Source organism: Candidatus Thiothrix putei, from assembly GCA_029972225.1.
GTDB lineage: Bacteria > Pseudomonadota > Gammaproteobacteria > Thiotrichales > Thiotrichaceae > Thiothrix > Thiothrix putei.
In genome coordinates, this window is the sequence record CP124756.1 from 2677817 (window position 1) to 2700675 (window position 22859).

The 22859-nt window shown below is 50.5% G+C and carries 18 protein-coding genes and 3 pseudogenes; 6 read left to right on the plus strand and 15 right to left on the minus strand.

The genetic code is table 11. The features are described from left to right. Positions 1-28: 28 nt before the first annotated feature. A pseudogene (locus QJT81_13765) lies at positions 29-1070 on the plus strand (IS630 family transposase). A 225-nt stretch (positions 1071-1295) separates the two neighbouring features. Here the strand turns inward: QJT81_13765 and QJT81_13770 are convergent. The 3 genes and pseudogenes from QJT81_13770 to QJT81_13780 form a co-directional block, all read right to left on the minus strand. Further along, positions 1296-1487 (minus strand): annotated as a pseudogene (locus tag QJT81_13770) (hypothetical protein). A gap of 59 nt (positions 1488-1546) precedes the next feature. Continuing rightward, on the minus strand, positions 1547-1921 hold the full coding sequence (tnpB, locus tag QJT81_13775; GenBank protein WGZ92892.1) for an IS66 family insertion sequence element accessory protein TnpB: 375 nt from the start codon (positions 1919-1921) through the stop codon (positions 1547-1549). Then, positions 1921-2211 (minus strand): IS66 family insertion sequence element accessory protein TnpB, encoded by a 291-nt coding sequence (locus tag QJT81_13780; protein WGZ92893.1) that lies wholly within the window; start codon positions 2209-2211, stop codon positions 1921-1923. The genes tnpB and QJT81_13780 overlap by 1 nt, the downstream gene beginning before the upstream one ends. A 73-nt stretch (positions 2212-2284) precedes the next feature. Here QJT81_13780 and QJT81_13785 point away from each other — a divergent pair. Continuing rightward, a pseudogene (locus QJT81_13785) lies at positions 2285-2608 on the plus strand (transposase). A gap of 117 nt (positions 2609-2725) precedes the next feature. Here QJT81_13785 and QJT81_13790 read toward each other — a convergent pair. Then, positions 2726-4009, minus strand: a complete 1284-nt coding sequence (locus tag QJT81_13790; GenBank protein ID WGZ92894.1) for a DUF262 domain-containing protein — start codon at positions 4007-4009, stop codon at positions 2726-2728. Then, complete coding sequence (locus tag QJT81_13795; protein ID WGZ92895.1) at positions 4006-5862, minus strand: DUF262 domain-containing protein; 1857 nt, start codon at positions 5860-5862, stop codon at positions 4006-4008. The genes QJT81_13790 and QJT81_13795 overlap by 4 nt, the downstream gene beginning before the upstream one ends. A gap of 212 nt (positions 5863-6074) precedes the next feature. On the opposite strand from QJT81_13795, the gene QJT81_13800 reads away from it, so the two are divergent. After that, on the plus strand, positions 6075-8561 hold the full coding sequence (locus QJT81_13800) for a cation-translocating P-type ATPase (GenBank protein ID WGZ92896.1): 2487 nt from the start codon (positions 6075-6077) through the stop codon (positions 8559-8561). 18 nt (positions 8562-8579) lie between these two features. On the opposite strand, the gene QJT81_13805 is transcribed toward QJT81_13800, so the two are convergent. The 6 genes from QJT81_13805 to QJT81_13830 form a co-directional block, all read right to left on the minus strand. After that, complete coding sequence (locus tag QJT81_13805; GenBank protein WGZ92897.1) at positions 8580-8867, minus strand: ferritin; 288 nt, start codon at positions 8865-8867, stop codon at positions 8580-8582. 15 nt (positions 8868-8882) lie between these two features. Further along, complete coding sequence (locus tag QJT81_13810; GenBank protein WGZ92898.1) at positions 8883-9212, minus strand: chaperone modulator CbpM; 330 nt, start codon at positions 9210-9212, stop codon at positions 8883-8885. Next, positions 9213-10106: a DnaJ C-terminal domain-containing protein gene (locus QJT81_13815; GenBank protein WGZ96493.1), complete on the minus strand. Its 894-nt coding sequence runs from the start codon at positions 10104-10106 to the stop codon at positions 9213-9215. A 21-nt stretch (positions 10107-10127) separates the two neighbouring features. Further along, on the minus strand, positions 10128-10568 hold the full coding sequence (locus tag QJT81_13820; protein WGZ92899.1) for a host attachment protein: 441 nt from the start codon (positions 10566-10568) through the stop codon (positions 10128-10130). Positions 10569-10696: 128 nt separating this feature from the next. Continuing rightward, complete coding sequence (locus QJT81_13825; protein WGZ92900.1) at positions 10697-11362, minus strand: response regulator transcription factor; 666 nt, start codon at positions 11360-11362, stop codon at positions 10697-10699. Continuing rightward, positions 11359-12408 carry a PAS domain S-box protein gene (locus tag QJT81_13830; protein ID WGZ92901.1) on the minus strand — a complete coding sequence of 350 codons (1050 nt, stop codon included), beginning with the start codon at positions 12406-12408 and terminating at the stop codon, positions 11359-11361. The genes QJT81_13825 and QJT81_13830 overlap by 4 nt, the downstream gene beginning before the upstream one ends. A 144-nt stretch (positions 12409-12552) precedes the next feature. On the opposite strand from QJT81_13830, the gene QJT81_13835 reads away from it, so the two are divergent. The 3 genes from QJT81_13835 (at position 12553) to QJT81_13845 (ending at position 14076) form a co-directional block, all read left to right on the plus strand. Then, the gene (locus QJT81_13835) at positions 12553-12777 is read left to right on the plus strand and encodes a DUF2934 domain-containing protein (protein WGZ92902.1); all 225 of its coding nucleotides are present in this window, start codon (positions 12553-12555) and stop codon (positions 12775-12777) included. Between the two features lie 77 nt (positions 12778-12854). After that, on the plus strand, positions 12855-13085 hold the full coding sequence (locus tag QJT81_13840; GenBank protein WGZ92903.1) for a hypothetical protein: 231 nt from the start codon (positions 12855-12857) through the stop codon (positions 13083-13085). A gap of 142 nt (positions 13086-13227) precedes the next feature. Further along, positions 13228-14076, plus strand: coding sequence for a transglutaminase family protein (locus tag QJT81_13845; protein WGZ92904.1), 849 nt, complete (start codon positions 13228-13230; stop codon positions 14074-14076). On the opposite strand, the gene QJT81_13850 is transcribed toward QJT81_13845, so the two are convergent. The 4 genes from QJT81_13850 to QJT81_13865 all read right to left on the minus strand — a co-directional run bounded on the left by QJT81_13850 (position 13986) and on the right by QJT81_13865 (position 22857). Then, complete coding sequence (locus QJT81_13850; protein WGZ92905.1) at positions 13986-18194, minus strand: hypothetical protein; 4209 nt, start codon at positions 18192-18194, stop codon at positions 13986-13988. The genes QJT81_13845 and QJT81_13850 overlap by 91 nt on opposite strands. A gap of 297 nt (positions 18195-18491) precedes the next feature. Then, positions 18492-19349, minus strand: coding sequence for a formylglycine-generating enzyme family protein (locus QJT81_13855; GenBank protein ID WGZ92906.1), 858 nt, complete (start codon positions 19347-19349; stop codon positions 18492-18494). Continuing rightward, positions 19346-19804 carry an endonuclease domain-containing protein gene (locus QJT81_13860; protein WGZ92907.1) on the minus strand — a complete coding sequence of 153 codons (459 nt, stop codon included), beginning with the start codon at positions 19802-19804 and terminating at the stop codon, positions 19346-19348. The genes QJT81_13855 and QJT81_13860 overlap by 4 nt, the downstream gene beginning before the upstream one ends. 83 nt (positions 19805-19887) lie before the next feature. Then, positions 19888-22857 carry a formylglycine-generating enzyme family protein gene (locus tag QJT81_13865; protein WGZ92908.1) on the minus strand — a complete coding sequence of 990 codons (2970 nt, stop codon included), beginning with the start codon at positions 22855-22857 and terminating at the stop codon, positions 19888-19890. Between the last annotated feature and the right edge of the window lie 2 nt (positions 22858-22859).

Genomic DNA, 22859 nt, shown 5'->3' on the forward strand with positions numbered 1-22859 from the left:
CTGTTATTGGCAACCGGTCGTCCTTTCCATGATCCAGATAGACTTCAGCGAATCCGATCAAACCGCCTTGAATGAGGGGCGTTACCGCCATGCCCACCCTCGCGTCCGCCAACGGATGGAAGTGTTGTGGCTAAAAAGCCAGGGAATGGCGCATGGGGACATTGAACGGCTGGCACAGGTGAGTTCAACGACGGTCACCCGTTATTTGAAACGTTACCAACAAGGTGGGATCGCTGCCTTGGAACAACTGGATTTCCGTCGCCCAACCCGCCGGTTGGAACCTTTCCGTGAGCCCCTGAAGAAACATTTTGAGAAGCATCCACCGACCCGGATCAGTCAGGCGATCGCTGATATACAGCGCTTAACCGGCCTTGAACTCAAGCGGGAAGCCGTGCGGCTATTCCTGCATGACTTGGGTTTGTCCGTCAGGAAGGTGGGGATGATACCGGCGAAAGCCGACCCTGCTGCCCAGGAGACTTTTAAAAAAAGAGCTGGAGCCGCGTCTTGAGGAGGCCAAGGCCGGAAAACGCGCCGTTTTCTTTGTCGACGCCGCCCATTTTGTCCTGGCCCCGTTTCTGGGGTTCCTGTGGTGTTTCACCCGGCTGTTCATCCGCGCCCCTGCCGGACGCCAGCGCTACAATGTCCTCGGTGCGTTGAATGCAGTCACCCATGAACTGGTCACCGTGACCAATGACAGTTACATCAACTCCCAAAGTGTTTGTCAGTTGCTTCGGCAAATCAAGGCATTGGCCCTGGATGTCCCGGTGACCTTGGTGATGGACAATGCCCGTTACCAGCGCTGTAGCCTGGTACAAACATTCGCCCAAACACTCGGGATCGAACTGTTGTTCCTACCCGCTTATTCCCCCAACCTGAACCTGATTGAGCGCCTCTGGAAGTTTGTGAAGAAGGAATGCCTGTATTCACGTTACCATGAAAACTTTACCGCGTTTGCGCAGGCCATTGATGCCTGTTTGGCACAAACCCACACTACGCATAAAAAAGCCTTGGACTCCTTGCTGACTCTCAACTTTCAGACCTTTGAGGAATCTGCAATTATGGGCGGTTGAAGTATAGCTGGCAGGGCGTTGCGCCACCCGATGGGTCACCTGGGTGCCGATCACCTCATACTGGTCAGCCTCTTCCCCCTGAAGTTCCGGCGGGGTGAGGTGAATCACCTTGACCGGGACATCGGCGGTAAAACGTAACCCGCAGTCATTCACGCAGTCATCCGGGCGCAGCTTGGGGGCTTTACCGCGTTGGTAGGTGACGGTAATGCTTTCACCCTCGGGTGCGGCAACCGGGGTGGCGGCGGGGGCAAACAACGGCAACTGCGCCACCGGTATCTCAACCGGACGCTTTTCCGATTTGCTGCCAAAGACCTGTTGCCTGAACCACACCAGTTGGCGTTTTAATTCAGAAACTGCCTGTTGCAGGACGGCATTGTCTGCACGTAACCCCGCATTTTCCTCACGCAACGCCAGCATTTCCGCCACAATCGGCGGCATGGGAACGCTGGTGTCAGACGGGGTGGATGGCTTTAAAATCATGGGCTTATTGTACCAGAATGTGGCTGCACAGGATACTGGTAACGCTTGAATTGTCTGGATTTTTGCACCTCAATGCCTGCTAAAATCAACTGCAAATCCGTCAGGGTCAGTTCGCGCTGCCCGCTAGTTGTCGGCTGCACCCGGTATTGCCCCTGCTCCAGGCGTTGGCTCCATAAGCAATAGCCGCTGGGTTCAAAATAGAGGATCTTCATCTGGGTTTTACGTAGGTTCACAAACACGAAATAATGCCCACTCAGGGGATTTTGCCCTAACTGGTTTTTCACCAAAGCGGTCAGCCCCGTAAAGCTTTTGCGCATGTCGGTGGCTTGGGTGCATAGCCAGATGCGGGCGGTGGCGGCGGGGGCAAACATCAGCGTTGGCTCAGGCGTAGTTCAACACCATTCCCCAAACTCAGCACAATGTGCCAGCCTTGCCCCAGCGCGGCATGACCCGCCGATAATGCTCCCAAGTCGATGAAGGTATTGGCGGGAACGGCTGGTTCCTCCACGCCATCTGCGGAGCGTAGACGCTGCCGCCATTGGCAAAAACTGGCGTAACCGATACTGTGCTGTTCACAAAATGCCGGGGCGGATAAGCCGCTGGCTTGCCATTGGCTAATGAGGGTTTGCCATTCGCTGGCACGGCGGTGAGGGCGTTTCATTGAGGTTTCCTTCGGTTGTTCAGGTTGGAAACCAGTTTAGGACGTGGAAATCGCGAGGGCTAGACGTGCTGAAATGGTCGCTTACCAACGTGTCACCAGTCTCTACGACCTGATGGATGCGGCCTATTGCAGTGCTGATTTGCACGAATACAGCCGTCATCTGGGGCATGTCCCTCTGATTGATCACAATCCTCGCGGCGGACAGAAAGAAGCGTTTGAACCTGCTGATGCCGAGCGTTACAAAATTCGCAGCACCGTAGAACGAACCAATGCCCGCCTGAAGGATGAATTTGGTGGTCGGAATGTGTGGGTGCAAGGTGCGCAAAAAGTTTACAGCCACTTGATGTTTGGGATTTTGGTGTTGAGTGCTGATCAACTGATGCGTGTCTTGTTATAAAGCGACTGGGTTTGAAAAAACACGGGAAGACTGACTGAAAAACAGGAGCAGTCGCATCGGTATGGGTGAAATTTAGCAAAAGTTACGGTAAAACTGAAAAAGCTCAGGTTTCGTTGGTCAAATTGAGTAAAAAATCGGCTGAATATGCGGCGTTCGGTCAATGCTGAAAATTGAGCAACTCAGTTTGTCGGATTTTGCAAGTCGCTCATAATTTATTATTGCAAACAAAATTAACTTGCTTTGATGATCAATTCTTTCTGTCCCCTTTTCTGTTTTCATGACTTTAGCAAGAAGATCAAAGTCTTTTGTAAACAAAGAAACTTTTCTTTCTTGATGTTCATGGGATAAAGTACGATCAATTAAAGACTTTATTATTTCTATTTTATTTAAAATCTTGAAAAGGCAGTGAATATTTCTTGGATGACCATCATACACTTCGTCAACAACAGCATAATCAATATCTGGATCACCATCATGATCATATTTGAAATTATGTATCTTTAATTTCCCACTATTGCTTTTTAAAAAATTGCCACTTTTAAAATAAAGCATTTCAGTGATATACCAAAAGAAACGCATGAATGACTTATCAATCGTCAAGTATTTAATACCACAAATTTCTTTTTCTTCAGCATATTTCCAAAAATTTTCAACCCAATCAGTTTCAATCTTATTTGAAAAATAGTCTTTTAGAGAATGCTTCTTTGACTCTTCTTTAAATGTTTCTTTTTCTAATTTATCAGATAAAAGTAGCTTTTCAAATTTTGACTTAAAATTTTCAAACGGTGTTAATGGAACACCTCTCGCATTCATTTTGATATATAAATCATCGGTTAACTTGAAATCATCAAGATTTATAAAATCGAATGTTATCTTATTAAGATTTACTAAAGAATCAATTTTTCCACAGAATTTCTCATGGATTGCATCCAGCATTACTAACATCGCCGATACTGTTGGGTCATGTTCCCAAGATGAAAAAAACCATGTGCAATCTTTGATTTTTTCACTAAGTTTTTTCTTGGATGTATTTTTTATTGTGATACTTCCAATACTATCAACCAGTGCTGTAATGAAATCTGTAGAACTTATTCTTGTTTCGTATCGAAATTTTTTCAGCTTATCCTTTTCATTCAAATACTTACCTCTTGCTGCTACATACCAATGCAATAGAAATAACGTTGTTAAACGTTGCTGACCATCTAAAGGAGTAAATATGAGCAGATTCTCATCAACAGAACCGTATATAAAATCAAGATGCAAACCAGTATCAATTTTTTTAATTATACAAGACAAAATGTCTTCTCTAATTCTTTCTTCTGATTTTCTTCCCTGGGCATAATCACGTTGGATCATAGGTATCACAATGGTATATTTATCGATAAGTTTATAAAAATTCATTTATTTTTACCTTCATCAGCTAGCAATGATGCTTCTAAAGTTACTTTAATGGCCTTTATATAATCATCCGCATCATTTTTACCCCAGTAATAAAACTGAGAGGGATATTTAGTAAAATATTTCATAAAGACATACCGAGTACATGGAGGGACAAAAATACGTGATCCAGCTTTATCAATATCAATAATATTTTGGCGTTTTACTATAAAAATTGAATTACTCAATTTTGTATTTGAACGACTATCCAATAATGCAAGATTACCTATTCCGTGTAGATTATGATGAAAGCATTTATCAAATAAGGAAAAAACCATATCTTTAATTTTTGAATACTGATCTATAATGTCACGACTAATTTCCTGCTCATCCTTAAGTTCACTTATTCCATTTAATTTTTCGTTTTCATCATCATAAAAATTTGATAATTCATGAATAATTTTATCAACTTCCTTTTTATCAACTTCACTTTGAAGATTTGTTTTTTCCTGCAACTCTTTTAAAACACCATGATGATCTTTAAACCAGCGTTCCCATTCCTTTTTGGTTTTCAACTCTTCAGAATTTTGAGCATGGATATGCTCCAAACTCCATGATATATTCTCACGATTATAATATCCAAATGGGAAGCGATATATTTTATTATTTTCATATTGAAGGGATGTATGCTTTATATTGAACCACAACAGAATATTTTTAATTAATTCCTTGTTTTTATCGTAACTTAATCCATCGATAAAATCCGATTTTGGCTTACTGAGTTCTAGTGTATTTTTTATCTTTTCTTTCAAATCCGTCTTAAAGTCAACTTTTGACTTAGTTTCATATTCTATCTTCAAGTCACTAATTTCACACTTTTTTGCTGCAATCAGAAAACCAACCATTTGATAAAGCTCATCATCTTCAAACCACTCTCTGAAAACTAAGTGATAATTCTTCACTTTCATCCATTCTTCATGAAGATCCTTTGATAATTGAATCCCATTTTTCGCTTTTAATTTACCGTAAAAGTACCTAAATGAATGGTCTTTATCACTTTTTTCTTGTTTTTTTGAAATCAAATCAAAGATAAACTCAATTCTGGTCGGTGTTTCGCACTTCTTCTTATTCAAAAAATACCAAAAATCATCATCTTGCAGAGAAAGTTCAATCGTATCCCACTCCATAGCTATTTCGAGTTGTTTACGTCTAATAGTTTCCGCATGATCACCAAAATTCTTTTGTTGCAAGAACAATGCTTTAATAAGTTCCGCATTGGTCAGTTGGATTTTTCCCATATTGAAGCGGGCAAAGACCTCATGTGAATCTTCTTCTTTATTAACATCATACCAAATAAATTTGACGTTATTTAGCAGATCACCAACATTAATCTCATATATTCCACACCATTTTTCTATGGTGTTATAGGCATAAAACATATGTAAGAAATCTACATTATTTTCTGCTTCAGGCTTTGACTTTTCATTGATTTCTTTCAAGAAAACCGCACTACTATGTCCTTGTTGCTCTCTAGTTTCATAACGAATTTCAAAATTTTCAAGATCAATACAAACAGGGAGTTTTTCTTTGAATGATAAATAACTAAAAATAATATGTATAGTTGTCAAACGTTGCTGACCATCTATAACCTCCCAAAAACCTTGATATTCACCATTTTCTATTTCTTTAACAATTAAAGGTTGTAGGCAATAGTAACTGTCTACATTATTTTTGGAGAATTCTAAAATATCATCAAGCAAATCATTGACCTGACGACATGTCCAACGGTAGCCGCGTTGGTAGGAGGGAATCAAGAATTTTTTATTCAATAAATCCTTAACTGGTACAAGTTTATCGTTCGCAATCTGTTCTGACATAGCCCTATTTTCCGCCAAAATGAATTCAATCTGAACACTTTATCATCAACGTGATGACGTACTCAACCATAGCAAATACTTATTGCTATTACTGAATAATTACTGATTGCTATTACTGAATAATTACTGATTGAAATTTTTTCAACTCAATGATTTCAAAATTCATAACTTATTGATTTCCATATATCACTCGACCGGTGTATAACAAGACTATGAACAAAAACTTAACTGGCCTTACCCAAGCCGAAGCCGTCCGCCGTTTGGCAGCCGACGGCGAAAACATGCTCCCCGGCAGTATCCCCAAATCCATGTTTGCCATCGCCTTGAGCGTGTTTACCGAACCCATGTTCCTGATGCTGTTGGGTGCGGGCGGCATCTACCTCGCCTTGGGGGATCGTGCCGAAGCCTCATTCTTGCTCGGTTTCGTATTCGTTGTGATTGGCATTACCTTGGCGCAAGAGCGTAAGACGCAACGCGCTTTGGAATCCCTGCGCGACCTTTCCGCCCCGCGTGCCTTGGTAGTGCGGGACGGGCAGGAAATACGCATTCCGGGACGCGAAGTGGTACGCGGCGATGTGCTGGTATTGCACGAAGGCGACCGCATTCCCGCCGATGCCTTGCTGCTGGATGGACAGTTGAGCGTGGATGAATCCCTGCTCACGGGCGAAGCTGTGCCGGTCAATAAGTCGCCTTCAACCACCTTATCTGCCAGCACCGTCGTCACCAAAGGCGTGGGGATGGCGGAAGTCAGCGCGATTGGTGTGAATACCGCTGTCGGGCGCATCGGGCAAGCCTTGGCCTCGACGCAAGAAGCCCCTTCCGGTCTGCAACAAGCCTCGCGCAAGCTCATTATCATCCTGACCATCGTGGGTTTGACCTTCGCCACGCTGCTAGTACTGCTGGGCTGGCTGTGGGACGGACGGGCGTTTCTGGACAGTTTGTTATCGGGGATTGCGCTGGCGATGGCGATTTTGCCGGAAGAAATCCCCGTCATCCTGACCGTGTTTCTGGCCTTGGGTGCATGGCGTATTTCCAAGCAACAAGTCTTGACGCGGCGCGTGTCAGCGGTCGAAGCCTTGGGCGCAATCACGGTGCTGGCGGTGGACAAAACCGGCACGCTCACCCAAAACCGCATGAAGATGGAAGAATTGGTCGCGGCAGGTACAACGTTCACCAATGAAGGCGCAAACGCCCTGCCGGAAACCTTCCACGAACTCGCCGAATTCACCCTGTTAGCCACGCCGCTCGACCCTTTCGACCCGATGGAAAAAGCCATTCAGACCTTCGCCCAGCAATGGTTGAAGGACACAGAACATTGGCATTCACAAGCACCGGAATTTCAGTACGACCTGTCGGCGGAAATTCTGGCGATGACACAGGTATTTTCCAGCAATGACCCCACCCAGCATTTGCTGGCGTGCAAAGGTGCGCCCGAAGCGGTGGCGGATTTGTGCCATTTGCCCGCCGCAGAACGTGACATTATCCACCAGCAAGTGCTGAGCATGGCAGAGCGCGGCTTGCGTGTATTGGGCATTGCCAAAGGTCAATGGCAAGGCAAGGAATTACCGCCCAGCCAACACGATTTCAGCTTTACGTTTCTGGGATTAGTAGGGTTTGTTGACCCGCCTCGCCCGGAAGTACCCGCTGCTATTGCCGAATGCCGTGCCGCTGGAGTACGCATTATCATGATGACGGGCGACCACCCCGCCACCGCACGAGCGATTGCGCAACAAGTCAACCTGAGTGACCGCACCGCAGTCATGACGGGCGCGGAAGTGGCGGCACTCAGCGATGCCGAATTGCATGAGCAGTTGCAGCAAGTGGATATGTTCACCCGCTTGCAACCCGAACAAAAACTACGGCTGGTGCAGATACTGCAACAAAACGGTGAAGTGGTCGCCATGACCGGCGATGGTGTCAATGATGCGCCCGCCCTCAAAGCCGCCGATATTGGCATTGCGATGGGTGAACGCGGCACGGATGTTGCCCGTGAAGCCGCTGCCTTGGTACTGCTGGATGACAGCTTTGCCAGCATTGTTGCGGCGATTCGGCAAGGGCGACGCATTTACGACAATATCACCAAGGCAACCGCGTTCACCTTCGCGGTACACATGCCGATTATTGTGCTGGCACTGATTCCGGCATTGTTGCATTGGCCGGTGCTGTTGCTGCCCGTGCATATCGTCTTGCTGGAATTGCTGATCGACCCCGCCTGTTCGATTGTGTTCGAGGCTGAACCAGAAGCCAGCGACATCATGACCCGCCAACCGCGCAAATTGACCGATTCGCCGTTTGCGTTTAGTGCGCTACTTTATCCCATCATTCAAGGCATTGCGGTGGCTGAGGTGCTGTTGCTGGGGTATTGGCTGATGGATGGGCAAGGTTTTCAGGCTGAAGAAATACGCGGAGCCATGTTCATGGGCTTGGTGCTGGGTTTGTGCTTGCTCATTCTTGCCAATCGTGATGCGGCGCGGACATTACTGCATGGTTTGACGGCAAGTAATCCGTGGGTTTGGCGGATGTTCGGCGCTGTGGGATTACTGCTCGTCGTGGTATTTACCGTTCCTGTGCTGCGCGACATTATGGGGTTTAGCGTCATGGGTATTCCCCAACTGGTGGCGGGCATGGCTTTGGTGCTGGGGATTGGTGTATCTCTGGAGATTTTGCGCTGGGTCAGCGGTCATGTCAGGGGGAATTAGTCCCTGACATTCCGTTATTTAGTGATGCGCGATAGGTTTTTCAGTGAACAGATAATCTTTGAGTTCTTTGGAAAACCGTGCGTCTTTACGCCGAATCCATTCCAGCACCATCGAGGCGTGTTCTTTTTCCTCGTCACGGTTGTGCTCAAGAATGGCTTTGAGTTCTGGATCTTTACGGGCATCCGCACGCTGATTATACCAATCCACCGCTTCCAGCTCTTCCATGAGCGACACGATGGCACGGTGCATATCGCGGGTTTCAGCGGAAAGTTCTTCCGCAGGTTCGTGATAACCGACACTAGACATTTTCTACACCTTTATTCAGTTGATGTTGATGACGCTATGGGGACTGTTCCGCAACGCCTTAATTTCATCCAGCAATTCCACCGCTAAAGCAGCACCTGCCAGATTGACACCCAAATCGCGCTGAAGCCGGATTATGGTACGCACCCGCCTCACACTATTGCCTGCGAACTGCCAACTGGTGGTGGTTTGCTGGTAATCAACGGGTTCAATAATCCCCTCGTCCACTATTTCCAAAAGCTGTTCGAGTGGCAGGCGACAAGAACGGCACAGCTCCTCCAGCGAAAACAGTGCGTTTTCTTCCAGAATACCCTCGACTATTTCCTCTCGTTTCACGATTTGCATCATTCACACTCCCATTCCGGCACGCGGATTGAAGGCTTGTTCACGCGCCAATTCGCTGTACAGTGCTTTGGCCTTGTCACTGAAGGTGTCTGGCATCACGACTTTCAAGGTGACATAGAAATCACCCGGTGTCTGCGCGGGAATTCCCCGCCCTTTCAAGCGCAACTTACGCCCACTGGATGCACCCGCCGGAATTTTCATATCGACTGCACCATCGGGGGTTGGCACTTTGACACTGCCACCCAAAGCTGCTTCCCAAGGCGCAATCGGTAATTCCAGATACACATCAAGCGCTTCAACGCGGTACAGCGGATGCGGATTGAAGGCGATTTCCAGATACAAATCGCCTGCTGCACCACCACCGATGCCGGGACTGCCTTGCCCTTGCAAGCGAATATGCTGGCCTTGCTTAACCCCTTTGGGGATTTTGATATTGAGGCTGCGTTCTTGCTGGAAAGAGCGCAAGTTCAAACTGCGCGTCGCACCCCGGTAGGCATCTTCCAAATCAATTGACACTTTGGCATGGACATCCTCCCCGTTTTCCTGATACACCCGACCAGCACCACCTGCACCACCCCGCCCGCGTTGCCCAAACAAGTTGGCAAGAAAATCATCAAAATCGGCAGAATGTGCCGCTCCACCACTCCTCGGCGGCGGTGGACGAAAATCACGCTTGGCTTGTAAATCAGCAACCAACTGATCATAGGAGGCGCGTTTCTCTGGGTCTTTTAAGACCTCGTAGGCTTCGCCCACTTCCTTGAATTGTTCCTCAGCGTTGCTTTCTTTGCTGATGTCGGGGTGGTATTTACGCGCTAATTTACGGTAGACGCGCTTAATCTCATCCTGTGTGGCTTCTTTGGTCAAACCCAGAATTTTGTAATAATCCTTATATTCCATCATGCGCCCCCCGGCATTCCATTACATAAAATCAGGCAAATGGGCGCGGATGTCTTCTACCGAATGATGGGTCAGGTCTTTATCCACAGTTTCAGCCAGCAATTCCGTTACACTCTGCTTAAAATGTCCACGTAATAAGCCAAGGAAATGGGGGGATGCGATAATGTACAGCTTGTCATAACGATTAGTATTACGCATCTCTTCCAGATAATTACTTAACTCAAGTGCAAAAGCATCCGCTTGCTGCTCTTTTATATCCGTTTTCGGTTCTATGGCATGACGTGCATGACCCTGTGAATCAAATACACGCGGCGGTGAATCTGTTTCCAAATCACGTCCATGTAAACGCGAGCTAGGGTGAACCTTATCTTCCAGCTCAATAAGCGGAGCATTTGCATTTAACGGCTCGGCACTAAAAAAACGCGCTGCCGCTGCATTAGCAACAACAATTAAGATCGCCATGATGTTAACTCCTTATGTTCTTAAACATTGCCAACCTTATGTTATTTATGATAGCGCACTTCTTCCTCCCACCATTGCCTTTAAACGTATTTTCATGACCAAACTCATCTGAGAATCAGTGATCAGTTTTATTGGCTGGTTTCCAGCAACCATTGCACTGCACTGCGTACCAACTCCGTGTTGCTATTAATGTTCAGTTTAGCCTTGATGCGCTGGCGATAAGTTTCGACGGTAGAAATGCTGAGCATGATGGATTCGGCAATCTGCTGGGTTGATACCCCCTCACCGATCAACTTGAAAACCTCCAGCTCCCGATCCGACAACAGATCAATCGGTAGTGCGTCATCCTCCCGGACTGGGTTATTAAACCTCTCCAGCAAGAGACGCGAGGAGGTTTCCTCTGTCAGGTAGATCTTCCCTTGGGCAACCATTCGGATAGCATCAACCAACTGCTCAGTGGAATCCGATTTATTAAGATACCCCAATGCACCTGCCCGCAAGGCGCGTGCAGCATACAAGGTATCAGGGAACATTGACCAGACCAGCATCCTGACGCTTGGATATTCCGCCTTGACACGCTTGACCAGATCAATGCCATTGCCAAACTTCAGTGAAATGTCGATCACTGCCACGTCAGGCATGAGGGTAGCTATTTGCGGCATGGCATCCGGCACACCGCTGGCCTCACCGCAAATCAGCATGTCCGGCTCGTGGGAGACAATCGCCATCACCCCTTGACGCACCGCCGGATGGTCATCAACGATAAAAATCCGGCACGCTTTGTCCTGTTTCATCGCTTATCCCATACTTGGCAGGATACTTGCGTCCCGCCTGTTGCCAGCGCTTCAATCACGCAACTTCCACCGATAACGCCTGCACGGTATTTCATAATGGGTAAGCCCATCCCCCGATGGTTACGTTGCCCATTAACAGGGATACCACAACCATCATCGGTGATGAGCAGGCTGATCTGCTGCCCGACAGCTTCCAGCACAATATCAATCGTCTTGGCTTGGCTATGGCGCACAGCGTTGTTCACCGCTTCCTGAGCAATATGGAAAAGCTGGTTGGCAACCAAATTACTCTGCACTTGTACCCCATCACAACAGGTGAAGCGACAAATAACCCCATCCAGCCGATTGATTTCTGCTGCCAGTTCCTGCAATGCATGGGGTAAACCTTGAGCATCGACTGCGACGGGAATCAGCCCGTGCGAGAGTGTGCGCAACTTTTGGCGGGTACGGTTCAAATCGGCAATGATGCTATCCAGCAACTGGCGTTCGGGAGCCTTAGAATCCGCACAATATTTTTTCAATGATTGCAGTTTCATGCTCATACCGGTGAGTTCCTGCCCCACATCATCGTGCAAACTCTGACCAATCTGACGCTGGGTTTGCTCGGCAATGGCAAGCAATTGCTGCTCCAACGCCCGGTGTACAGAGAGATCATGGATGGTGGCTGTGAAATATTCCAGATGATCTACCCGACTAACCGCCAGTTCCAACGGGAACAGTGAACCATCCTGGCGTTGCCCGACCAGCTCGCGGCGCATACCAATAATATGGGGCTTGCCGGTTTGCAGGTAGCGGGCCAGATAACCGTCATGCTGCTCGCGGTGCGGCGACGGCATCAACATACTGACATTCTTGCCGATAGCCTCAGACGCTTCATAACCGAACATGCGCTCTGCTGCCGGATTGAAATGCTCAATGCAACCCCTGCCGTTAATGACAATAATGGCATCAGCGGTAGTGTTGACAATCGCCTTGATACGCTCCTCGCGCTCTTTCAAGTCTTGCAAGGCTTGTTTGCATTCGCTGATATTATTGATGGAATTCACCCGTTTATACCTATGTAGCGGTTTACGCCTCAAGAAACTCATGGATATAGCGACATTCCCAATCATCGCTCCTTGGTATGATAGCGTAGCGAGGAAAGAAAGATTGATTAAATTGTTTTCGGTTGTCATAGGGAGGTGATCAACATGACCCCGTATCCTGAAATTGGCAATACTGAAGCCTTGGAAGTGCACGCAAATTATACGAAAAGTAATGGGTGGCGAGCTAACAATCACAGTAAGGTTAAGGTTGCCGCTTATTACAAAGCACAAGCGCGAGGTTTTAAACCCGGAAATGAACTGGAAGATTGGCTCGAAGCAGAAACCGAGATAGCGCGGAAGTTTGTGCCACCACATGAGTTCTTTGTTTAAATCACCCTGACCAAGAAAGAAAACACCAAACGTCATAAATTGACGATCAACTAATTAATAAACGAGGAGTATTATTCATGGCAATCGGTAAAGCTATTCAAAAAGGTACATTGGTTTATATTTACGATGAAAAAGGCAGGCAGCAGACTTCCATTTCAGCAGTAGGATGTAATCCAGAGGATGGGCTACAAGGTTATACACCGGATGCCGTGCATGTACGTAAGGGTATACTGATGTATGCCTACAACGAGAACGGTCATTTAATTAGCAGAATGCCAGTTCATAAAACTCACAGGGCGGCTGCCTGAGGTTGGAAGGACTGCGGGTAGGGGCGGAAATTTTTTCGCCCCTACTTACCTTAGAAAATTGTATACACCCTCAACAAGCCTGCAAGTGTTATGCTGCGTTGTGTCATTTCACTTCTGAATGAACAGTTAGAGCATCACCTTTATGCAACGCTATAAAATCCTACACCGCACCTACTACAACTTCCCCGGCATTGTGCGCCTTGAACCACACACCTTACGCCTGCGCCCTCGTGAAGGCTACGAATTACGCATCGAATCTTCAAACTTAAACATCACGCCCGCTGCCACCCTGCGCTGGCATCGTGATGTGGAAGACAATTCGGTCGCCATCGCCACGTTCAAAACCCCGACCACGCAACTGGTGATCGAAAGCACCATTATCATCCAGCAATACAACGAAGCCCCGCTGGATTTTCTGGTCGCCGATTACGCCACCTATTACCCGTTCACCTACCTGCCGGATGATCAAGCAGTATTAGCCCCCTACCGACAAGCAGGCGATCCACCCAGTGCCTTGCTGGAACGCTGGGTAGCAAGCCTCTGGCAACCGGGTGAAAAAATTCAGACGTACAGCTTGCTGCAACGCCTTGCCGAGCGCATTCAACAAACCCTGAAATATCAGTTACGTGAAGAGCCGGGGGTGCAATCCGTGACCGACACGCTCACCCGTGGCACAGGGTCGTGCCGTGATTCGGCGTATCTGTTCATGGAAACGGCACGGCGTTTAGGTTTCGCCGCCCGTTTTGTCAGTGGTTATCTACACACACAACTTGCCCCGACCGATTTCGGCGCAACCCATGCCTGGGCAGAAGTGTTCCTCCCCGGTGCAGGCTGGAAAGGCTTTGACCCGACCATCGGCACTATCGTGGGAACCGACCACATTGCCGTCGCCGTTGCCCGTCAACCCGAATCCGTGCCGCCTGTGGCAGGCGCATTCATCGGGCCTGCGGGCGCAACGCTGACGGTAGGCGTTTGGGTAACAGAAATATGAGGCTGCCACAAACCGCCATGGTTAATGGCAGTCCAGCCCCAACGCAACCAACCGAGCAGCGCGACAGCTAACCACAACGCCCAAGCCAACATCAGCAAGCGGTAATACAAAATCGGCACGCTGATCACGCCTGCCTGTGGCAATAATCCTGCCACGCGATCTTGATACCATTGCAATTGTTGCGCCCATGAACCGTTGCCGGTGATTTGCATATCCGGCGACCCCAGCAAGCCATTGGCAACCGCCCCCACCAAAGTCGCTAACGCCACCAAGGTCAAGCCTGCCAAACCCACTTGCATCAGATTAAATTGCCAGTAAGGTCGCGCCCAGTCAGCGCGTGACACTTTGCTCCGCAACGCCAAAGCAATCAGCCAGAACGCCATTAACACCATCAAAAACGGCGTACTTTGGCTCAACCCAATGCCCAGCAAGAACCATTGCCAGCTTTTCAACGGCGTAATGTTGGAACGCCCCAACACCAGTGCAAACACCAGCAACACCACGACCATGCCCCAGAACAGCACCGCAGGCCCCAGCAATGGCCCATGCGTCCACAATACCCAACGGTCTTGCGGCACTTGCAAGCGTGATTCGCTATTGACACTCGGCAAACCCAAATCGACCGCCGGGAAGGTGTAATGCAAAGGCAATGCGCCGTTTTCCTGCCATTCCAGCACCGCTTCTTGTTTGCGCGGCAATAACGGCAAGATCACCTTGCCCGCTTGCTGTTGAATCGCTTGTTTGGTGCCATCAATCGTCAAGCTTTGCACCACCGCGTCTTCTGGCAGGCTAATGCTGTGTTGCGAACCCCGACTACTGTGCAAATTCAGGCGCAAGCTGACATCACGGGCGCGTTTGCCAATCTCGACTTGCATCTGGCTGGCAAGCAGCGTCACGGTTTGCCCGGCAGTGCCTTGCGGACGGTTAACCGCCAAGCTCAGGGTTTCGCCTGCCCAGGGTTTCCACAATAACGTGCCTTGTGCGTCGGCTTCTTCATAAGCGTTAGCAGGCAAGCCGGTGGCATCGACGTGCCATACCGGGCTGGCAGCAATGCGCCATTCTTCTAACCAAGCGTTGTTTTGGCTGGCGGTAAGCTGCAATGCTGCGGTCTGCGGTAGACGTGATGTCCATTCCAGCGTGTTTTGCTGTGGTTTGAGATTGATTTGCAGCGCCTGATCTTTGAGGGTGAATTGCTCACTCAATGGCTGTTCGCCCGCCAGCAACGGAATCGCCAAGCTGATCGGCGCGGCACTGTCAGACACGCGGCTAACGGTGGTGGTGACATACCAATCCAGCCCCAAATCCAAGCGCCGCGAAATTTTGACGAACGCGGGCAAGGTCGGCATGTCTTGCACGGTGTTATCGTTGCTGGCGGTGGTGCGGTTTAGTTGAAGCTGGGCTTCTGGCACACCGTTGTCACGGATACCGTCCACCTGCCAGCCTTCGCCTTGCCAAGTCACGCGATGCGGTTTCAGCGGCAAAGGCATGGCGATGCTGCTGCGGGTGGGAATAGCGCCTTGCAAGACCACCTCGTGCTGACCTTGCGCTAAGACCACCCACAATTGTTGCTCAGCATCACGGCGCAAGGCTTGCGTGGGTTGCGCATCCACCAACACCGTTTGTGGCAACCACGTGCTTTGACTCCCCGGCAATGGCACGGCAACGGCGGTAGCCGTGTGTACCCGCAGCCGGATTTGCAAGCCATCATTCCCCACATTGAGGTTCATTTGCTCGATTTGCGCACAGTTCGGCAAACACTCCGGCGCACGTAGCAAACGTTCTTGCAAGGTTTCTAGCAGGCTGGGGTCGGGTGTGTTCGCGCTTTGCACCACTGAGGCGGCGGGCATTTCTGCAACGACAGGAGTCTCCGCCCAAGCCGCTGGCGGCACGATCAATGCCCATGATGTAGTCATCACCAGTAACAGTGCCAATGGCAAACCGCGTTTGGCGGATTGTGTCGCTTGCCACAACGCTGCTAATTTGCCGGAAACCAGTGCCAAACGTGCCGCCAAAATCAGCATAATCATCACCCCCAATACTTTGAGCAGCGAATGTGCCAGCGGCGAAATCAGCCACAAGCCCATGCGCTCATCGGGTTGAATCACCCCTGACCATTCCAGACGCACCTGATTCCATTGCCATGTGGGTAAGCCGGGGCCGGTTTGAATCATGCTATTCGGGTCGATTTCACGCAGATTGACCTGCTGTTTGGCGAGTCGTGCCTCAGGATACGCGCTGATGTTTGCCAAACTACTCATTTTCTCACGCGCATAATTCTCCGATTTCATCATGGAGGCAGGTGCTGGAGCGGCAGGCATAGCGGCTTGATCTGCGAACCTTACCATCTCATCCTCAGCGGCAGGTGCGGCGGCTGATTCATAGACCACGCCATTGATGCCACCACTGGTGCTGTATTCCAACTGCGGATACAGCGCCAAGCGCACCGTATCAATGGTGTATGGCAAAATCACCAGCACCAATCCCAGCAAGCTCAACCAGCGGTAACGCCCCAACCAGCGTTGAATCGCCCCTTCCGGCACGGAACGCAGCAACGCCGTGACCGCCAACAGATTCAACCACAACAAACGTGGCGCATTCGGTTGATGCCAAGTCAGCAATAAGGCAAGCCCTGCCACCGTGCCCCATTGCCAGCCAAATAAATAGCCGGTTGCCACCGTGGTCAGCAACACCAGAAACAAGTCCAGCAAGCTCCATTGCTGCAACCACGTCAGCGGCAAATTGTCCGTGCCACTCGCCGCAAACAGCAACCAGCCGGGCGGCAAGTGCAAGGTGGTGGTCACTTGCTGCAATTCCTGTTGCCAACCGCTGACCGGCGGGCTGGAACGGGCGGCGACGTAACGGCTATCGGCTTCGAGTGCCAGATTGCGCTGGCGGACTTCCACGCCAGCGGCTTGATCGGCGGCTTGTTGGGTAATCAATTGCGGTGTGCCGTCAATGCTGACCCTGCCGAGGTGAATATCGGGCAGCACTTCCAGCCGTGACTGTTGCGCCAGTGTTCCCGTCAACTGGTCTTGCAGGGTGTAGCCGTTGCCGTCGAAATCCAGCCACAGTTGGCGGGTTAAATTGAGTTGCGCCGGGCTGTCTGCCATGCCGCGATGTTGTTCTGCCAAGGTCATTTTGCTGCCACTGGTGAGCAGATAGGCTGGCAAACTTGCCCAGGTATCCGGCAAGCGGGTTTGGCTGGGGTCAACGCTATTCACGCCGTCGACCTGCACTTGGCGCATCGTTGGGTCGGTTTCAAATACCCAAACCTCTTCGCTGGGCCAGGGGGTAGAACTCACGGGCAAGGCTAATTCGGTGACATTGGTGAGGGCGCGTCCGGTGAGTTTGAGCGTCCATTCGCCGGGGCGCAGTTGAACTTGCAGCTTGCCGTCCTGCCCCATGCGCGTGGGTAAGGGGCTGTCGAGGTGCAGCGGGATAAAACCGTCCAGCAACACCGGAGTGAATTCAGCGTAGCGTTGCTTGCCTGCGACGCGCAATTGGATGTGGGTAGTGACTTCGAGCGGGTGCGAATCCAACACTTTGCGGAATACTTGCACTTCGAGGTTGTCTTCGCTGGCTTCTTGGTTGGTTTGACTGAGCCATAAACTGCCAGCGGCGTTGAATTCGGGGGTGGCGATGTTTGCGCCATTGACGCTGAGTTGCACCAAGCCGCTGGTCGGGGCAACGAAGAGGGCTTCGGGGAGTTTATCCCAGACGAATTGCCCGCTGAGATCGTGGCTGCCTGCGGGGAGGGTGACAACCGGATAACCGTCTTTTTCCAGCACTGCCAAGGGGATATTGGGGCTATTTTGCACTTGCTGCGGCCAGTGTTGTGCGTCACCGGGGAGGCGGATTTGGGTTTCGCCGTAGACTTCCCAGTGTTGGGTGAACGTGCCGCCGGTGGTGGTGAGTTGCAAATCTAAGCGCCCCGGCCATGCACATTGGCGTTCTGCGGCGTTGAAGAGGTAGGGGCATTGCAGGTCTTTTTGCCCATCTAACACCCAGCCTATCCACGGTTTGAGCGGGTCGGGGACGTTTTCGGGGGCAAGCGGGTTGGCGTGTGCGGTAGTGAGCAATAACAGCCAGAGGGAGAGGATGCGCAGAAAATGTAACATGGCAGTGCCTTTGGATTTTTATTGCTGTTAACTATACCCATATCATTTTAATTTCACCACCTCCACACGCACGCCATCGCTGCTCCCAATAACACCCTGTAGGTCGGACTTTAGTCCGACAATCACAAGCGTGCCTTGTTAATCATGCCGCATTTTTGAAAGATGTCGGGCTGAAGCCCGACCTACAACGGCGTCCTACGCTCCCGGCACTGCCACGGTCTGTCGTGGCGTCCCGCCACGCCTGCCCGCGTCAGAGCCGTGCGCTTTTACCTGTTTTGCGGCTCCGCCGCCCTGTTCCTAACCTGCGCCCGCATGACCTAGGGCAAGGCGAAAACCCAAGTTGACGTTACTGTCATCAGGCCCGCTCCCGCGACGGTAGGCAGAACGCACGTCCCTACCGTCGTTGAACCACGAGCCGCCGCGAATGACGCGCTCAACGCCTGCTTCTTGTTCTTGACCGCCTCCGGCGGTTTCCCTCACCCCAACCCCTCTCCCTGAGGTAGAGGGGCTAAAGAGTATGTCGTCTTTGCCAAGATTTGCTTGCCATTGGTCTGCGCACCATTCCCAGACGTTGCCGTGCATTTCGTATAATCCCCAAACATTACATGGGTAAGTTTTAACTTCCTTGGTTTCGCCCTTGTCACTCCACTTATCCCACTCACCCGAATAGTTCACTTTTTCCAGACTCAAATCATCCTTGCCGCCAAAGTGGAACGGAGTTTGGGTTCCGGCACGACAGGCGTATTCCCATTCGGCTTCCCACGGCAGGCGGGCGTTTAAATCGGGGTGGATTTGGTTGAGTTTGTCGATGAAGGCTTGGGTATCATTCCAGCTTACTTTTTCGACTGGGCGGTTGTCGCCTTTGAAGTTACTGGGATTTTCGCCCATGATGATTTGCCACAGAGCTTGGGTGACAGTGGTTTCAGCAAGCCAGAAGCCTTGGGTGATCGTGACTTGGTGTAAGTCTTCATCACTATCACGACCTTCTTCATTTTCGGGTGAACCCATCTGGAAAGTGCCGGGTTGTATCCAGCGGAAGGCGTGGCGCACGTCTTTGTAGGTGAAGGCTTGCCACAGGCCGTAGCGGTCTTCGCCCCAGTCGGATGCCCAAGCGTAGGGGAAGGTGGGTGGGGAGAGGTGGTTACGGTAGATCATGGGAAGACCCTCACCCCAACCCCTCTCCCAGAGGTAGAGGGGCTTAAGAGGGAAGAATTTGGGTCGGTATCTTGCTCCCCCTCTACCTCCGGGAGAGGGGGCTGGGGGGTGAGGGTCTTCAACACTGAATGAATTTTATCTAAAACACTTGGCATGGATGCTTCGATGTCACGGTTCCAGAAACGTAAGACATGGTAGCCCTGTGCGATGAGAAATTGGGTACGGATTTGGTCATATTCTACCTGATCAACTTCTGCATGATGGATACCGTCCAGTTCCACAATGAGCTTTTTCGCTCGGCAGACAAAATCCACGATATAGTGACCGATAGCATACTGGCGATGAAACTTGTAACCATCCAGTTGGCGATTGCGCAATTGCTGCCACAAGCACTGTTCTGCGGGTGTTTGTTGTTGCCGAAGCAGGCGAGATTTCTCACGATTTATTATTGTCATAACATCCTACTTCTTAGCCCCTCTACCTCTGGGAGAGGGGTTGGGGTGAGGGTCTTTGGCGGGGATGATGAAAAACTTGTGCTTCATTTTTTCTTCCTGAATAAATTCGTCATGCTTTTGAATCCTTCTGCCACGTACTCCGTCATGCGCTCTGCCACTGTGGGTTTGTCGCCGCTCCCGACGCTGCCACGGTCTGCCGCGTCGCCCGCGACACGTCTGCCCGCGTCCCCGTCGTCCGCTCTTGCGTGTTCTGCGGCTCCGCCGCCCTGACCAGACCTGAGCTCAAGACCTAGGGCAAGGCGAAAACCCAAGTAGGAGTTACGGTCATCAGGCTCGTCCCTGCGACGGCAGGCAGAACGCACGCCCCTACCGTGGCCGTGCCACGAGCCGCCGCGAATGACGCGCCCAACGCCCGCTCCTTGGTCGCCTCCGGCGACACTCTCCGGGTCTTTAACCGGCGAAGCCGGTAATTTTTCTTGCCACACATCCTGACACCATTCCCACACGTTGCCGTGCATTTCATACAAACCCCACGGATTGGCTGGGAGGGATTTGACGGGAACGGTCTTTTCTCTATATAGACCTTCTTTGCCATTTGCGTAGGGGTAATTTCCGTTGTAATTAACTTGCTCTGGGGTGATGTTATTGCCGAACGAAAACGGTGTGGTCGTGCCAGCACGACAGGCATATTCCCATTGGGCTTCGGTGGGGAGTTTGGCTTGTAGACTGGGAATAAAGGTGTTGAGTTTTTGGATAAAATCTTGAATGTCGTTCCAACTTACTCGTTCGACCGGGTTATTGGGGTGATCAGTGAAATGGCTGGGGTTGTTGCCCATGACAGCTTGCCATTGGGCTTGGGTAACGGTGGTATCCGCCAACCAGAAGCCTTGGGTTAGGATGACTGGGTGTTGGGTTTCACTGCCTTTTGTCCACGGTTCACGGTCTGCTTCGGATTCGGGCGAACCCATGAGGAATGTGCCGGGTTCAATCCAGCGGAAGCGTTGGGTAATGCCTTGAATGGAAAGGTCGACATACAATCCTAACCCTGCCAGATAATCATATTTGTCACGCAAGAATTCCTGTCCAAAAGGTTTAGGCCACTGCCAACTGCTCATCACGGCATCGACTGACTCAACCCACTTAACAACATACGCCTCGCCAGCAAAAATGATCTCTGCCTGCAAACCTTTGTTGTCACGCCAAATTTTATTTGCCCAACTCGGCTTAGTGATACCTTGCAATTCAATCCAATGGGTAGCTGATTCGATTCCAACCAATCCCTGTTCGGCTTGATAAACAGCCCCGTCCACTGCGATAAAACGCTGACCACCATCAATAGGAGGAAACAACACCGTCGGCGGCAAACCACGCAACGCACTGAATTCCGCAACAGGTGTTATTGCCAACCCATCTGCCCGTTGTGCTTGTTGTAGCTTAAATTGTCCCTGATCACCGACTTGCACTACCTGCCACTGAACCCATTCTTCTCGTGCTTTTGTATCCAGCACCCACTGCAATCGTGCCGGATCAAAGCCTTTTTCCAATTGCTCAGGCCACTTACCCGCCCGAATGTCTTCTGCATAAGCCACCCCAAACAAGTGATACGCCAGCTCATTATGCTCACTGCGCCAGATACTTTCTGGTTTAGAAGCCAGAATAGTGCGGCATTGCATCACCAAGGTTTTATGCCGTGCTGAACCTTGTCCCTCTTGGGTAACAGTGGCACACAAGCGTTGCAGATAATCCCGCAACGCGGCATCATCGCGCTGCTCCAACACACACTGATTCAGTTTTTCCAGTTGCCGCAACCCCTCAAAAGCAGAGGCGTGATGCGCTTGCACAAGCTGCCACAATGTTTCGGATTGCTGCGAACCGGCGAAATGCGTTTGATAGTCTTGGCGGTAGTGTTCTGCTACCCGCTCATCCAAACGGATACCTAATCCAATGCGGCGAATGTCAGGGTGATTCCAGATTTCGCCTTCCCGCTCACTACCGCCCCAATGCAATGCCAGCCGCAAACGCCGCAATAACCCCGTATCCACCACCGGCAAACACGACAATAAAGCCAGAATCTCACTCATCGGAACAAGTGAAGCTGCCGTCAACGCAAAGCCATTTTGCCCCGGATGACGTGGCAACCGATAAGCATCATTTAAAGGGTGCGGCTTGAATGTGCGGCATAGCCACCGCTGGCGCGGGGAGCGCATCACCGGGCTGAGCGTCAGTAGGGGTGCAGGATGCGAACGCAATACCTTGAGCAAGCGTGACCAGTTGGCACTGGCACTAACATTATCGGCTGTTACCCCCAAATCCCCCAAGACCAAAATCGGCACATCCGCTGGTGGGAGTTGCCACTGTTGCCACTCGTCATCCGCCTGCCCCAGCCACGGGATGCAATCAGGTATTTCCCCAGACCAAGCCGTATCCTCAAAACGGATAGCTTCAACAGCATCCTCACCCAACAACGCCTTGAATTGTTGGATGACACGCGCAAAATCGCCCCAATACGGTTCTAAATGCAGCCCTGCATCCACAATAATATGCAAACGTTGCGCCCAATGTTGGCGCGACATCTGCGGTAAACGCTGCAACGCTTTACCCAATGCCACTTGGCGTGCCAGTCGTTGCTGATCCAAACGTTTGCTGGCGCGAGACACCCCAAGGCTATTCAACAAAAATGGAACAAGACGTGAGAGCGGCAATAAGGGTGGTGGCGGTGCAAAATGGTATGAATCCGTGCTGTTTGCATTAGGCAATAAACGCATGGCGGGGTCATGCAGATAGTCCGACGCTTGTTTGTCCGGCTCTGTTGAACGGGTGATTTTATTGACCCGTAAAAAACGGGCAGGTGGGCGTTGTGGAATGGCTACGTCTGATGTCGTTTCAGACGGTATCAGCGTTGAAGTGGTGTGGTGTGAAGCGGTATCGGCATCATCAACGATAAGCGGTTCTGGCGCAGACTGTTTGACATAACCAAACACTGTCGCCATTTTTTGCAGCTTGGCATCCTCTTCTCCCGCCGCTTGTAGCAGTGCCAACCGCCCCCATGCCATTG